Consider the following 14,534-nt stretch of genomic DNA (forward strand, 5'->3'; position numbering starts at 1 on the left):
GTGCGCATACCGGCACCCAGGGTCTTTGCGTTGCGCGCGAATCAGGCCGATACTCGGCGCAGGGAATCCACAGTCACATAGCAGGAACGAAAGTCGCGGACTGTGATGTATTCCTAGGTATTCTTGTCCTAATGGAATTGAACGATCCGACATGCCTCCCGAGCTGACAGCTGCCCTGGCGCTCTGCCGCAACCTGCCTTCGCCGCCCGGTATTGCCCTGCGCATCATCGAACTGGCCCAGGACCCGGAAGCGGACATCGCCACCGCCGCCGACATCATCGCCATCGACATGGCGCTGAGCGCTCGCATGCTGCGCATCGCCAATTCGCCGCTGTATGCCAGCCGCCGCCGGATCGAGAACCTCGGCCAGGCACTGACCATGCTCGGCCTGAACGCCACGATCAGCCTCGCGCTCGGCTTCACCGTCACACAGGGCCTGACCGGTGGCGCTGGGGCCGATCATGACCTGCGCCAGCGGGCGTGGAAGCGCAGCATCCTCAGCGCACTGGCCGCCAGCCAGCTGGGCCAGGCCCGCGGCCTGCGCCGCCTGGAGGAGCTCATGCTGGCCGGCCTGCTGCAGGACCTCGGCGTACTCTGCCTGGCCCAGGCCGAATCGGAACGCTACCTGCCGCTGCTGCGCGAGGCCGGCGACAACACCGACCTGGTGGCGCGCGAGCGCAGCGAACTGGGTTGCAGCCACGCCGATGTCGGCGCCTGGGTGGCCGAACAATGGGGCCTGCCGCGCTACCTGGTGGAAAGCATCAGCCACAGCGAGGATGAAGGCGCTGCCGAATCGCCGTTCCAGGCGTGCGTACAGCTGTCCGGCGCGGTGGCCGACATCTGGCTGGATACCGATGCCGACGCCGCCCGCGAACGCGCCCTGCAGCAGGTACACGACCGCCTGGAGCTGGACAGCGCCCGCTTCGACCAGGTGCTGGCCCGCATCAGTGCCGCCCTGCCGGACATCGCCAGCCTGTTCGAGGCCGGACTGAACTCGCCGTCGCGGGTGCGCGAACTGATCGACCACGCCCAGGAACTGGCGACCCTGCGCAACCTGCGCGAACTACAGGATGCCGACCAGGCACGCCGCCGCGCCGACGAATTCGAGGCCCGGGCCAAGCGCCTGGCCGACCAGGCGCACCGCGACGCACTGACCGGCGTACTCAACCGCCGCCAGCTGGAGGCGGTGCTGGAACAGGAATTCCTGCGCGCCGGCCGCCAGGGCTGGCCACTGTCGGTGGCCTTCATCGACCTCGACGACTTCAAGAAGATCAACGACGCCCACGGCCACCTGACCGGCGACGAAGTGCTGCGGGCCTTCGCCGGCAAGCTGCAGGGCCAGCTGCGCAACAGCGACACCGTGGCCCGCTTTGGCGGTGAGGAGTTCGTCGCACTGCTGCCCAATACCAGCGAGTCGGTGGCACTGGACGTAATCCGCCGGGTATTGGCCAACATCGTTGCCACGCCGATGGCCGAGATCGAGGGTGGCCCGCTGTTCGTCACCTTCTCCGCCGGCGTGGCCACCCAGGGCGGCTACGAGCGCTTCGCTGACGTGCAGGACCTGCTGCGCGCCGCCGACGACGTGCTGTACCGCTCGAAGAACCTGGGCCGCAACCGGGTGATCGCCCGCTCGCCCGGCGCCCTCGGCCACGACGAGCTGTCAGCCACCGCCGGCGCTGAACTGGGCTGAACGAACGCCCCGGATGACCGGGGTGAACGCCGGTATTTTGCGCCGCAGTGCACAAAACACTTTGGCGCAACGCTGCATGCGCGTAGAATCGCCCGCGATTTCCACGCACCCGAGGTCCCTATGTCCAAGCTCGCCTATCGCCGCATCCTTCTGAAACTGTCCGGGGAGGCGCTGATGGGAGATGAGGACTACGGCATCGACCCGAAGATCATCAACCGCCTGGCCCGCGAGGTCATCGAAGCCCAGCAGGCCGGTGCCGAAGTGGCACTGGTGATCGGCGGCGGCAACATCTTCCGCGGTGCCGGCCTGGCCGCTGGCGGCATGGACCGGGTCACCGGCGACCAGATGGGCATGCTGGCCACGGTCATCAATGCGCTGGCCATGCAGGATGCCCTTGAAAAGCTGGGCGCCAAGGCCCGCGTGATGAGCGCGATCAAGATCAACGACGTGTGCGAGGACTACATCCGCCGCCGCGCCATCCGCCACCTGGAAAAGGGCCGCCTGGTGATCTTCGCCGCCGGCGTTGGCAGCCCGTTCTTCACCACCGATTCGGGCGCCGCCCTGCGCGCCATCGAAATCGGCGCCGACCTGCTGCTGAAGGCGACCAAGGTCGATGGCGTCTACGACAAGGACCCGAACAAGCACAGTGACGCGGTCCGCTTCGACAGCCTGAGCTACGACGAAGTGATCCGCCGCGGCCTGGAAGTGATGGATACCGCCGCCTTCGCGCTGGCGCGCGACAGCGACCTGCCGATGCGCGTGTTCGACATGGGCCAGCCGGGCGAGCTGCTGAAGATCCTCAACGGCGAGAACATCGGCACCCTGGTCCAGGGCCGCGATCCGGCCTGAGCCTGAGCGCCAGGCGAGCTGCGGGTCGATTCAGGCCCGGCAGCGTCCCGTATTCGCCTATAATCGCCCGATTCCAGTTACACCCAGGACCGGGCGATGCTCAACGACATCAAGAACAACGCGCAGACGCGCATGGCCAAGAGCATCGACGCTCTGAAGCACACCCTCACCTCGATCCGCACTGGCCGCGCCACGCCGGCCCTGCTGGACCGGGTTACGGTCAATGCCTACGGCAATGCCAGCACCCCGCTGAACCAGGTTGCGTCGATCTCCAACGCCGACGCCCACTCGCTGCTGGTCACGCCGTTCGACAAGAGCATGATCAAGGAGATCGAGAAGGGTCTCTACAACGCCGAGTTCACCCCGAACACCCTGGGCACCGCGATCCGCATCAACATGCCGCCGCCGACCGAAGAGCGCCGCAAGGAGCTGGCCAAGCAGGTGCAGAAGGAAGGTGAAGGCGCCAAGATCGCGATCCGCAACATCCGCCAGGACGCGAACAAGGAAATCGCCAAGCTGGACAAGGACAAGGCGATCAGCGAAGACGAGAAGAAGCGCGGCGAAGACGACATCCAGAAGTTGACCGACGCCAATATCAAGGACGTCGACAAGGTCGTCGCCGACAAGGAAAAAGAACTGCTGTCGGTCTGAAGTCGATGCCTTCAGTCCCGCCTCCGTTGCCGGCTGCCCTGCCCCGCCACATTGCCATCATCATGGATGGCAATGGACGCTGGGCACAGCAGCGCCGTCGCCCGCGCGTGATCGGCCACCGTGCCGGCGCGCGCGCGGTCAACCGCACCATCGAGCGCTGCCTTGAACTGGGCATCCCGGCGCTGACCCTGTTCGCGTTTTCCAGCGAGAACTGGGGCCGGCCGCAGGAAGAAGTCGACGCGTTGATGAAGCTGTTCCTCGGCGCGCTCGACCGCGAAGTGGACGAGCTGCATCGGCGTGGCGTGCGCGTACGCTTCATCGGCGAGCGCGAACGCTTCGGCGCCGGGCTGGTCAGCCGCATGCAGCTGGCCGAGCAGCGCACCGCCGACAACACCGCACTGACCCTGTCGATCGCCGCCAGTTACGGTGGCCGCCAGGACATCGCGCGTGCCGCGCGCGAACTGGCCGCCGAAGTCGCGGCAGGCCGCCTGCTGCCGGAGCAGATCGACGAATCGCTGCTGGGCCGTCAGGTCGCGCTGGCCGATCTGCCGCCGCCGGACCTGTTCATCCGCACCGGTGGCGACACCCGCATCAGCAACTTCCTGCTGTGGCAGCTGGCCTACACCGAGCTGTGGTTCACCGAGGCGCTGTGGCCGGACTTCGATGCGGCCCTGCTGCAACAGGCGCTGGACGCCTATGGCAGCCGCGAGCGGCGCTTCGGCCTGACCAGCGCCCAGATCGCCGCACTGGCCACCGAGACCACCAGCCCATGACCAAGACCCGAGTCCTCGCCGCGCTGATCATGGCGCCGGTCGCCATTGCCGCGATCCTGCTGCTGCCGACCCAATGGCTGGCCGCCGCCGCAGCTGCCGTGCTGCTGATCGGCCTGTGGGAGTGGCTGAAGCTGGCCGGGATCGAAGACACCCTGGCCCGTACCGTGCTGCTGGTGCTGAACCTGCTGCTGATGGTGCTGCTGGTCTGGGCCGATGGCAGCACGCTGGTGCTGTTCCAGATCACCACCCTGGCCGGCGTTGCCTGGTGGCTGGCGGCGCTGGTCTGGCTGCGCTTCTTCAATTTCGGTGCCCAGCCTTCGGCACCCTCGCGGATCGTGAAGATGCTGGCCGGCACCCTGGCCATCGTCCCGGCCTGGGCCGCGTTGGTACTGATCCACGCCGGCGGCGATCCGCCCGGCAAGCAGGGCCACCTGTGGCTGCTGGCCGCACTGGCGCTGGTCTGGGCCGCCGATTCAGGCGCCTATTTCGCTGGTCGTCACTTCGGCAAGCACAAGCTGGCCCCGCGCATCAGCCCGAACAAGACCTGGGAAGGCCTGTTCGGTGGCCTGCTGGCCGGTGTCGCCGTGGCCGTCGGCCTGGGCTGGCTGGCCGGCATCGACATCGCACACTTGCCGGGCCTGCTGATCACCTCGGTGGTGGCGGTGTTCGCCTCGGTGCTGGGCGATCTGTTCGAGAGCCTGATCAAGCGCCATGCCGGTGCCAAGGACTCAGGGCACCTGATCCCGGGCCATGGTGGCGTGCTCGACCGTGTCGACGGTGTTCTTGCCGCCGTGCCGGTGTTCGCGCTGGGCAAGGAAATCTTCGGGTTCTGACCATGAATGCTGTCGCACACCTGCGCCGGGTCGCCGTGTTCGGCGCCACCGGCTCGATCGGTGCCTCCACGCTCGACGTGATCGCCCGCCACCCGCAGCGCTATCAGGCCACCGTCCTCGCCGCCGGCCGCCAGGTGCAGGCGCTGCTGGCATTGTGCCGGCAGCACCGTCCGGCGCATGCGGTGATCGCCGACGAATCGCTGTTCGCCGAGCTGCGCGACGGCCTGCGCGAGGCCGGCCTGTCCACCGAGGCCCACGCCGGCCATGCCGCGCTGGACCAGTTGGCCGCCAGCGACGCCTGCGACACCGTGGTCGCGGCGATTGTCGGCGCTGCCGGCCTGTCCTCGACCCTGGCCGCGGCCGCCGCCGGCAAGCGCATCCTGCTGGCCAACAAGGAATCACTGGTACTGGCCGGCGAACTGCTGACCCGTACCGCCCAGCAGGCAGGCGCCGAGATCATTCCGATCGACAGCGAGCACAGCGCGATCTTCCAGTGCCTGCGCTCGCGCGACGCCAGTGTCGATGGCGCCGGCGTACGCCGCATCCTGCTCACTGCGTCTGGCGGCCCGTTCCGCGGCCGCAGCCGCGCCGAGCTTGCCGCGGTCACCCCGGCGCAGGCCGTGGCCCACCCGAAGTGGTCGATGGGCCCGAAGATCTCGGTCGATTCGGCGACGTTGATGAACAAGGGCCTGGAAGTGATCGAGGCCCACCACCTGTTCGGCATCCCTGGCGAGCGCATCGAAGTGCTGGTGCACCCGCAGAGCCTGGTCCATTCGCTGGTCGAGTTCGTTGACGGCTCGACCCTGGCCCAGATGGGCCTGCCGGACATGCGCACCACCCTGGCCGTTGGCCTCGGCTGGCCGCAGCGCATCGAATCGGGCGTGGCCGGGCTGGACCTGCTGGCGCAGGGCCGGCTCGATTTCGAGGCCCCGGATACCAAAGCCTTCCCGTGCCTGGCGCTGGCCTGGCAGGCCATGCAGGCCGGCGGCACCGCCCCGGCCGTGCTGAACGCCGCCAATGAAGAGGCGGTTTCAGCGTTTCTTCAGGGCCGGATCGGTTTCCTGACCATTCCGGAACTGGTTGCTAACGCTCTTTCAACACTGCCGACCCAAGCAGCCGATACACTTGAGGTTCTGTTGTTCGCCGACCAGCGGGCACGCCAGCTCACCCTGAACACCATCGCCGCCGCCTGAACGAACGCCTCGCCCAGCATGACGACGCCGCCCCTGCCCGCCACTGTGAGCCTGCATGACTGATTTCATCGGATCGGTCTGGTGGATGATTGTCAGCCTCGGGCTGCTGGTCACCTTCCACGAATTCGGGCATTACTGGATCGGCCGCCTGTGCGGGGTCAAGGTGCTGCGCTTCTCGGTCGGCTTCGGGCGCCCGCTGTGGTCGCGCCGCGACAAGCACGGCACCGAGTTCGCCATTGCCGCCATCCCTCTGGGTGGCTACGTGAAGTTCCTCGACGAACGCGAGGTGGAGGTCCATCCGCACGAACGCGGCCAGGCTTTCAACCACAAGACGGTCTGGCAGCGCATCGCCATTGTCGCCGCCGGACCGATCGCCAACCTGCTGCTGTGCATCCTGCTGCTGTGGGCGATGTTCGTGATCGGCAAGCAGGACTATTCGCCGACCATAGGCCGCGTCAGCGGCATCGCCGCCACAGCCGGCCTCGGCAGCGGTGACCGCGTGCTGCGCGTGGACGAGCGCCAGGTGGTGACCCTGGGCGAGGCCAGCATGGCGCTGACCGCCGCGGCAATGGACCGCCGTGACGTGAAGCTGGAAGTACTGGACCCGGCCGAACAGGTGCGCGTGCGTACCCTCCCGCTGTCGCAGCTGCCAGCCGGTTTCGATGAACGACGGGTGCCGATCCTGGCGGGCCTGTACTGGCAGTCGTGGCTGCAGCCGGCGCTGGTGGAATCGCTGACCCCGGATTCGGTCGTCAGCGGGCAACTGCAGCCGGGCGACCTGATCGTGGCCATCGACGGCCAGCGCATCGACGGCGCCGACCAGGTGATCGGTGAGATCCAGGCGCTGGGGCGTGCCGGCGGCCCGGGCATGATCGAGGTCCTGCGTGGCGGCGAGCGCCTGGCGCTGGAAGTCACGCCACGCAAGGGCCAGGATGCCAAGGGCGACCCCACCTGGCAGATCGGCGTTCAGTTCCCGACCAAATTCAGCCCACCCTACGACACCCTGCTGCGCTACGGCCCATTGGACTCGGTCACCGTCGCGGTACGTGAAACCGGCCGCCTGGCGGCCGATTCGCTCGGCATGATGGGCCGCATCGTCACCGGCAAAGCCTCGCTGCAGAACGTTTCCGGGCCGGTCACCATCGCCCGCGTGGCCAATGTCTCGGCCAAGCGCGGCCTCGACTGGTTCCTGCAGTTCCTTGCCCTGTTGTCGCTCAGCCTGTGCATCATCAACCTGCTGCCGATCCCGATCTTGGACGGCGGCCACCTGCTGTATTACCTTATCGAGTTGGTCAAGGGCAGCCCGCTGAGCGAGCGTGCCATCGCCGCCGGCCAATACATCGGCCTGGCGTTGCTGGCCGGGCTGATGGGGTTGGCGTTCTACAACGACATCCTCGGCCTGGTCCCGCGATGAACTTTTCCACGTTGTTGCCGTCTACAGCGTCGGCATCCCGCACCAATGAAATCGACCTTCCTACCGGACGTGACATGACGCGACTCCCCAATCGCCGCCTGCTGGCCCTCGCCCTCGCCGCCGTCACCGGCGCCCCCGGCCTTGCCCAGGCAGCCGAGCCCTTCACTGTCAGCGACATCCGCGTCGATGGCCTGCAGCGCATCAGCTCGGGCACGGTGTTCACCTACCTGCCGGTGGAACGTGGCGAGACGGTCACTGACAGCAAGGTCGGCGAGACCATCCGCGCCCTGTACAAGACCGGCTTCTTCGAAGACGTGCAGCTGGACCGCCAGGGCAGCATCCTGGTGGTGACCGTCAAGGAACGCCCGGCGATCAACAAGCTGACCGTGACCGGCAACAAGGACATCAAGTCCGAGCAGCTGCTCAAGGGCCTGTCCGACATCGGCCTGACCGAGGGTGGCACTTTCGACCGCCTGAGCCTGGACCGCGTGACCCAGGAACTGCGCCGCCAGTACAACGACCGTGGCAAGTACACCGTCGAGATCACCCCGACGGTGAGCCCGCTGGACCGCAACCGCGTGGACATCGCGATCGCCATCAAGGAAGGCAAGGCGGCCAAGATCCGCCACGTCAACCTGGTCGGCACCGAGAAGTTCGAGAGCAAGGACATCCTGGAAACCTGGGAGTCCAAGGAGCACAACTGGGCGTCGTGGTACCGCCGTGACGACCAGTACTCCAAGGAAAAGCTGTCCGGCGACCTGGAAAAGCTCAACTCCTGGTACCTGGACCGCGGCTACGTCGACTTCAGCATCGACTCCACCCAGGTGTCGATCAGCCCCGACAAGCGCGACATGTTCCTCACCGCCGGCGTGACCGAAGGCGCGCAGTACAAGATCTCCGAGATCAAGGTCAGCGGCGACACCATCCTCCCGCAGGAGGACGTCGAGCGCATGGTGATCCAGAAATCCGGCGACACGTTCTCGCGTGCGCTGCTGGAATTCAGCTCGGATACCATCACCAATTCGCTGTCCAACATCGGCTACGCCTTCGCCAAGGTGAACCCGATTCCGACCACCAACCGCCCCGAGCAGACCGTTGCCATCAACATGCAGGTCGTTCCCGGCCCGCGCGTGTCGGTGCGCCGCATCCTGTTCCGCGGCAATACCCGTACCTCCGACGAAGTGATGCGTCGCGAAATGCGCCAGTTCGAGAACAGCTGGTACTCGCAGGCCGCGATCGACCGCTCCAAGATCCGCCTGCAGCGCCTGGGCTACTTCGAGTCGGTGGACGTGGAAACCCCGGCCGTCAGCGGCAGCAACGACCAGGTCGACGTCGTCTACAACGTCAAGGAAACCACCTCGGGCAGCTTCGTGTTCGGCCTGGGCTATTCGCAGTCCTACGGCATGACCACCTCGGTGCAGCTGTCGCAGAACAACTTCCTCGGCGGCGGCAACCGCGTGTCGGTCGAAGCCTCGCGCAGCAGCTACCTGCAGCGTTACGGCTTCAGCTACACCAACCCGTACTTCACCGATGACGGCGTGTCGCTGGGCTACAACCTGTCCTGGCGCGAGCTGGACTACTCCGACTTCAACACCGCGCAGTACAACAGCACCAATGGTTCGGCGCAGGTGGTGTTCGGCGTGCCGATCACCGAGACCGATACCGTCTCGCTGATGTTCGGCATCGACAGCAACCAGATCACCACCTACCAGGGCTCGACGCCGCAGTCGATCATCGACTACATCAACGTACTGGGCAGCAAGACCTTCCATGCCTGGCGCACGGAGCTGGGCTGGGCACGCGACTCGCGCAACGACTACTTCATGCCGACCCGCGGTACCTACCAGCGCGTTGGCCTGGAAACGACGCTGCCGGGCTCGACCATCGAGTACTACAAGCTGAACTACCAGATCAGCAAGTACTGGCCGATCATGCCGTCGCTGGTCATCAACACCCGCGCCGAAGTTGGTTACGGTGACAGCTATGGCAGCGACAAGACCGCAATGGTGCCGGACAAGGATGGCAACCTGCGTTCGGTCACCGCATCGGGCCTGCCTTTCTACGAGAACTTCTACGCCGGTGGTACCAACTCGGTGCGCGGTTTCGAGGACAACACCCTCGGCCCGCGTGAAGCCACCGCCGGTTATCCGGAAGGCCAGCCGCTGGGTGGTTCGCTGAAGACCGTCGGTTCGGTCGAAGCCTATTTCCCGCGCCTGTTCGACAGCCCGTCGGCGCGCGTGTCGGCCTTCGTCGACTTCGGCAACGTCTACACCGGCGTGGACAACTTCAAGGCCAACGAACTGCGCGTGTCCACCGGTGTGGCCCTGCTGTGGCGCGCCCCGGTCGGCCCGATCTCGATCAGCTACGCCTTCCCGCTGAAGAAGGAAGACGGCGACAAGGTCGAGCGGCTGCAATTCACGTTCGGTGGCCAGTTCTGAGGAACGTCGTTCCTCAGAACTGATCCACCTCCGGTGAATTGCCCCCGCATTTCACCTATCCCCCGCGCCGCTGGCGCGCCCCCCTTAACAAAGGGGGGCTCTCCACCAGTCGGGGTGCGAAGCGCCGGGCATTGCCCGGCGTTTTCGTTCTACTTGCTCGCCGCCGCCGTTACTTCCCGCGCTCGCGTGAAATCATCTGGTGATGGCGCAGGGGGCTGACCAGGACCGTTGGCGCCATGGATGGCGCCATCGAGCCCCCAGGGATGGGTTTACGGCGTGTCCTGGGCAGCCCCCTGCGCCATCACCCCGGGACATCAGGCAGGCGCCGCTTTTGACCCTGCATGACCGAAATGGCGTCACACGTTAAACTCCCGCCGTGAATACTCCCACCTACACCGCCCAGCAACTCGCCGAGCAGTTCGGCCTGCAGGTCCATGGCGACCCCGCCACCGCCATCCATGGCGTGGCCACCCTCGCCCATGCCGGCCCAGGCCAGCTGACCTTCCTCGCCAACCCGCGCTACCGTGCGCAGCTGGCCGACAGCCACGCCTCGCTGGTGGTGCTGCGTGCCGAAGACGCCGAGGCCGCCCCCGGCGCCGCGCTCGTGACCAAGGACCCGTACACCACCTTCGCCAAGATCGCTGCACTGTTCGACATCGCGCCGACGCGCCCGCCGGGCATCCATCCCAGCGCCGTCATCGATCCCAGCGCCCAGGTCGCGGCCAGCGCGCATATCGGTCCGTTCGTCTCCATCGGCGCACGCAGCGTGGTCGGTGAGAACTGCATCATCGGCACCGGCAGCGTGATCGGCGAAGACTGCAGCCTGGACTCCGGCTGTGAACTGATTGCCCGGGTTACCCTGGTGACCCGGGTCAAGCTCGGCAAGCGCGTCCGCGTGCACCCCGGTGCCGTGCTCGGCGCCGATGGCTTCGGCCTGGCGATGGACGCCGGCAAGTGGATCAAGGTGCCGCAGCTCGGTGGTGTCCGCATCGGCGACGACTGCGAGATCGGAGCCAATACCTGCGTCGACCGCGGAGCGCTGGAAGACACGGTGCTGGATGAGGACGTTCGTCTGGACAACCTGGTGCAGATCGCGCACAACGTGCAGATCGGCGCGCACTCGGCCATCGCCGGCTGCACCGGCATCGCCGGCAGCGCCAAGATCGGCCGCTACTGCCTGCTCGGCGGCCACGTCGGCGTAGTCGGCCACCTCGAGATCTGCGACAAGGTCGTGATCACCGGCAAGTCCGTGGTCCGCAACTCCATCCATGAGCCGGGCGAATACTCGTCCGGTACCCCGTTGACCGATAACCGCACGTGGCGCAAGAACGCCGCGCGCTTCAAGCAGCTGGACGTATTGGCTCGCCGCGTCCTGGCTGCTGGCAAGGAGAAAGAATGAACGACACGCTGCAGCTTCCGATCGACGTCTGCCAGATCCAGGAACTGCTCCCGCACCGTTACCCGTTCCTGCTGGTCGACCGGGTGCTTGAGCTCGACATCGAGGCCAAGCGCATCCTGGCGCAGAAGAACGTGAGCATCAACGAGCCCTTCTTCCAGGGTCATTTCCCGGGCCGCCCGATCATGCCCGGCGTGCTGATCATCGAAGCGCTGGCCCAGGCCGGTGGCGTGATGACCCAGCTCACGCTCGGCCGCGACTCGCAGTCCAAGCTGTTCTACATGGTCAAGGTGGAAAACGCCCGCTTCAACAAGCAGGTCGTCCCCGGCGACGTACTGCTGCTGGATGTGCAGATGAAGCGCTTGATCCGCAACATGGGCTGGTACTACGGCGAAGCCAAGGTCAACGGTGAAGTCGTTGCCTCGGCCGAAGTCATGTGCGCCGGCGCCAAGGGCTGATCCACTGGAGGCAGGAATGACTGACAACGCACCCCGGATCCACCCGACCGCCGTCATCGATCCGGCCGCGCGCCTGGCCGATGACGTCCAGGTGGGCGCCTTCACCCTGATCGGTGCCGATGTGGAAATCGGCGCCGGCACGGTGGTCGGCCCCCATTGCAGCATCCACGGTCCGACCCGGATCGGCCGCGACAACCGCTTCGTCGGCCACGCCGCGATCGGTGGCGAACCGCAGGACAAGAAGTTTGCTGGTGAGCGCACCGAGCTGGTGATCGGCGACCGCAACGTGTTCCGTGAATTCGTGACCGTGAACCGCGGCACCGGCGGTGGCGGTGGCATCACCACCATCGGCAACGACAACTGGATGCTGGCCTACACGCATGTGGCGCACGACTGCCATGTCGGCAACTTCTGCGTGTTCTCCAACAACACCACCCTGGCGGGCCACGTGACCGTGGGCGACTACGTGATCATCAGCGGCTTCGCCGGTGCCCACCAGTTCTGCCGCATCGGCGCGCATGCCTTCCTCGGCATGGGCGCGCTGACCAACGGTGACGTGCCGCCGTTCACCATGGTCGGCACCGACTCTCTGGGGCGCCCGCGAGGCATCAACAGCGAAGGCCTGAAGCGCCGTGGCTTCGATGCCGAGCGCATCTCCGCCATCAAGCGTGCCTACCGCACGCTGTACGTGGCCGGCCTGCCGCTGGCCGAGGCCAAGCAGCAGCTGACCGAACAGGCGCGCGGCAGCGATGACGTGAAGGCCATGCTGGACTTCATCGAGCACGCCGAGAGGCCGTTGCTGCGATGAGCAACGCGACCGGCCAGGCGCCGGCCAGCGCCGCCGTGATCCCGCTGGCCTCGATGGCCGGCAGCGTCCCTGCGCAGCGGGTGCTCAGCGAGCGCCCACTGCGTATCGCCCTCGTCGCCGGTGAAGCCTCCGGCGACCTGCTCGGTGCAGGCCTGGTGCGTGAACTGAAGGCGCGCTTCCCGAATGCCGAATTCGCCGGCATCGGCGGCGATGCGATGCGCAGCGCCGGCTGCCAGACCTGGCACGATGCCAGCGAACTGGCGGTGATGGGCCTGACCGAAGTACTGCGCCACCTGCCACGCCTGCTGAAGCTGCGCTCGGCGTTCCGCCAGCGTGCGCTGGATTGGCAGCCGGATGTGTTCATCGGTATCGACGCCCCCGACTTCAACCTCGGTATCGAGCGCTGGCTGAAGCAGCGTGGTGTGCGCACCGTGCATTACGTCAGCCCCTCGGTCTGGGCCTGGCGCGAGAAGCGCGCCGAGAAGATCGGCAGCAGTGCCGACCTGGTGCTGTGCCTGTTCCCGATGGAACCGCCGATCTATGCCAAGCACGGCGTCGACGCGCGCTTCGTCGGTCATCCGATGGCCGATGACATTCCGCTGCACGGCAACCGTGAGGAAGCCCGTGCCGCACTGGGTTTGCCGACCTCGGCCAAGGTGCTGGCGGTGCTGCCGGGCAGCCGCCTGGGTGAAATCTCGCGGCTGGGTGAGCCGTTCTTCGAGGCCGCCTGGCAGGTCTCCGAGCGCATCCCCGGCCTGCATGTGGTGGTGCCTGCCGCCAACCCAGCCTGCAAGCGCCTGATCGAAGAGCAGCTGTCGCGCTCGGCGTTGCCGGTGGCGTACTCGCATGTGCTCGACGGCCAGGCCCGCAACGCGATGATCGCCGCCGACGTGGTTGTGCTGGCTTCCGGCACCGCGACCCTGGAAGCAATGCTGGTGAAACGGCCGATGGTGGTCGGCTACCGCGTCAACGAGCTGACCTACCGGCTGGTCAAGGCGCTGGGTCTGATCAAGGTGGACCGTTTCGCACTGCCCAACATCCTGGCTGGCCAGGACCTGGCGCCGGAACTGATGCAGCACGACTGCACGCCGGACAAACTGGCGGCTGCGGTCCAGCAATGGTTCGACCACCCGCAGCGGGTGACCGATCTGCAGGGCACCTATGCCCGCCTGCATGAGCGCCTGCGCCGCAATGCCTCGGCCCGCGCCGCCGACGCCGTCGGCGAACTGCTGATGCGCGAACAGGACCAGGCATGAGCCGCCGCCACGCCGCAGCGGCCAGCCTGGCGCTGTTCGACGGCGGCGCGGTGATCGAACCGGAGCGCCTGGTCGCCGGCGTCGACGAAGCCGGCCGTGGCCCGCTGGCCGGGCCGGTAGCGGTGGCGGCGGTGGTATTCGATCCATCGCGGCCACGCATCAATGGCCTGGACGATTCCAAGCAGCTGACCGCGGCCCGTCGCGAGCAACTGCATGATCGCATCATCGAACGGGCGCTGGCCTGGCACGTAGTGCTGGTGGACGTGGACACCATCGACCGCCTGAACATCTACCAGGCGACCCTGCAGGGTATGCGCGACGTGGTTGCGGCCGTGGCCCATGTGGCGGGCTTCGCCCGCATCGATGGCAACGTGGTGCCGAAGGGCCTGGTGCTGCCGGCACAGGCGCTGGTCGGAGGCGACGGCATCGACCGCGCCATCATGGCGGCCTCGATCCTGGCCAAGGTTTCGCGCGACCGTTACATGCTGGACGTGCATGCCCTCCACCCGCAATACGGCTTCGAGCAGCACAAGGGCTACGGCACCCCCGCCCACCTGGCCGCCCTGCGCGAGCACGGGCCCTGCCTGGAGCACCGGCGCAGCTTCGCCCCGGTGCGCGAGTGCCTGGAAACGCCGCCCGCGGCGGCTGACATCGCCATCGCGATCGCCTGAACAACGGCCGCCGGGCATGGCCCGGCGCTACCACGGCAGCGTGGACGCACCCGGCGACCGGGAAATCCACGTACACGGCAATATGAACGCATCCGGTAGCGCCG

At 66.8% G+C, this 14,534-nt stretch carries 13 protein-coding genes; all 13 read left to right on the top strand.

Annotated elements, in window-relative coordinates; all coding sequences use genetic code 11:
• The first annotated feature begins 151 nt into the window (after positions 1 to 151).
• On the top strand, positions 152 to 1,690 hold the full coding sequence (locus tag AC07M7_RS00850) for a GGDEF domain-containing protein (protein ID WP_046983137.1): 1,539 nt from the start codon (positions 152 to 154) through the stop codon (positions 1,688 to 1,690).
• Positions 1,691 to 1,810: 120 nt separating this feature from the next.
• Positions 1,811 to 2,539: a UMP kinase gene (pyrH, locus tag AC07M7_RS00855; RefSeq protein WP_005408745.1), complete on the top strand. Its 729-nt coding sequence runs from the start codon at positions 1,811 to 1,813 to the stop codon at positions 2,537 to 2,539.
• 96 nt (positions 2,540 to 2,635) lie between these two features.
• Entirely contained in the window at positions 2,636 to 3,190 is a 555-nt protein-coding gene (gene frr / locus AC07M7_RS00860) for a ribosome recycling factor (RefSeq protein WP_004151064.1), read from the top strand.
• Positions 3,191 to 3,195: 5 nt separating this feature from the next.
• Positions 3,196 to 3,963: a polyprenyl diphosphate synthase gene (uppS, locus tag AC07M7_RS00865; RefSeq protein WP_046983138.1), complete on the top strand. Its 768-nt coding sequence runs from the start codon at positions 3,196 to 3,198 to the stop codon at positions 3,961 to 3,963.
• Positions 3,960 to 4,796 carry a phosphatidate cytidylyltransferase gene (locus AC07M7_RS00870; protein ID WP_012510511.1) on the top strand — a complete coding sequence of 279 codons (837 nt, stop codon included), beginning with the start codon at positions 3,960 to 3,962 and terminating at the stop codon, positions 4,794 to 4,796. The genes uppS and AC07M7_RS00870 overlap by 4 nt, the downstream gene beginning before the upstream one ends.
• A 2-nt stretch (positions 4,797 to 4,798) precedes the next feature.
• Complete coding sequence (locus AC07M7_RS00875; protein ID WP_495206543.1) at positions 4,799 to 5,989, top strand: 1-deoxy-D-xylulose-5-phosphate reductoisomerase; 1,191 nt, start codon at positions 4,799 to 4,801, stop codon at positions 5,987 to 5,989.
• Positions 5,990 to 6,044: 55 nt separating this feature from the next.
• Entirely contained in the window at positions 6,045 to 7,403 is a 1,359-nt protein-coding gene (rseP, locus tag AC07M7_RS00880; RefSeq protein WP_046983141.1) for an RIP metalloprotease RseP, read from the top strand.
• Positions 7,404 to 7,477: 74 nt separating this feature from the next.
• Positions 7,478 to 9,841, top strand: coding sequence for an outer membrane protein assembly factor BamA (bamA, locus tag AC07M7_RS00885; protein WP_495206544.1), 2,364 nt, complete (start codon positions 7,478 to 7,480; stop codon positions 9,839 to 9,841).
• A gap of 376 nt (positions 9,842 to 10,217) precedes the next feature.
• The gene (gene lpxD / locus AC07M7_RS00890) at positions 10,218 to 11,240 is read left to right on the top strand and encodes a UDP-3-O-(3-hydroxymyristoyl)glucosamine N-acyltransferase (RefSeq protein WP_495206545.1); all 1,023 of its coding nucleotides are present in this window, start codon (positions 10,218 to 10,220) and stop codon (positions 11,238 to 11,240) included.
• The gene (fabZ, locus tag AC07M7_RS00895) at positions 11,237 to 11,695 is read left to right on the top strand and encodes a 3-hydroxyacyl-ACP dehydratase FabZ (RefSeq protein WP_004150978.1); all 459 of its coding nucleotides are present in this window, start codon (positions 11,237 to 11,239) and stop codon (positions 11,693 to 11,695) included. Before lpxD ends, fabZ begins: the two co-directional genes overlap by 4 nt.
• Before the next feature lie 16 nt (positions 11,696 to 11,711).
• The gene (lpxA, locus tag AC07M7_RS00900) at positions 11,712 to 12,503 is read left to right on the top strand and encodes an acyl-ACP--UDP-N-acetylglucosamine O-acyltransferase (RefSeq protein ID WP_012510508.1); all 792 of its coding nucleotides are present in this window, start codon (positions 11,712 to 11,714) and stop codon (positions 12,501 to 12,503) included.
• A complete protein-coding gene (lpxB, locus tag AC07M7_RS00905; RefSeq protein ID WP_046983144.1) occupies positions 12,500 to 13,759 on the top strand; it encodes a lipid-A-disaccharide synthase in 1,260 nt (419 codons plus the stop codon). Before lpxA ends, lpxB begins: the two co-directional genes overlap by 4 nt.
• Positions 13,756 to 14,430 (top strand): ribonuclease HII, encoded by a 675-nt coding sequence (gene rnhB / locus AC07M7_RS00910; protein ID WP_046983145.1) that lies wholly within the window; start codon positions 13,756 to 13,758, stop codon positions 14,428 to 14,430. Before lpxB ends, rnhB begins: the two co-directional genes overlap by 4 nt.
• Positions 14,431 to 14,534 lie beyond the last annotated feature (104 nt).

This window comes from Stenotrophomonas sp. GW821-FHT09E08, from assembly GCF_059416125.1.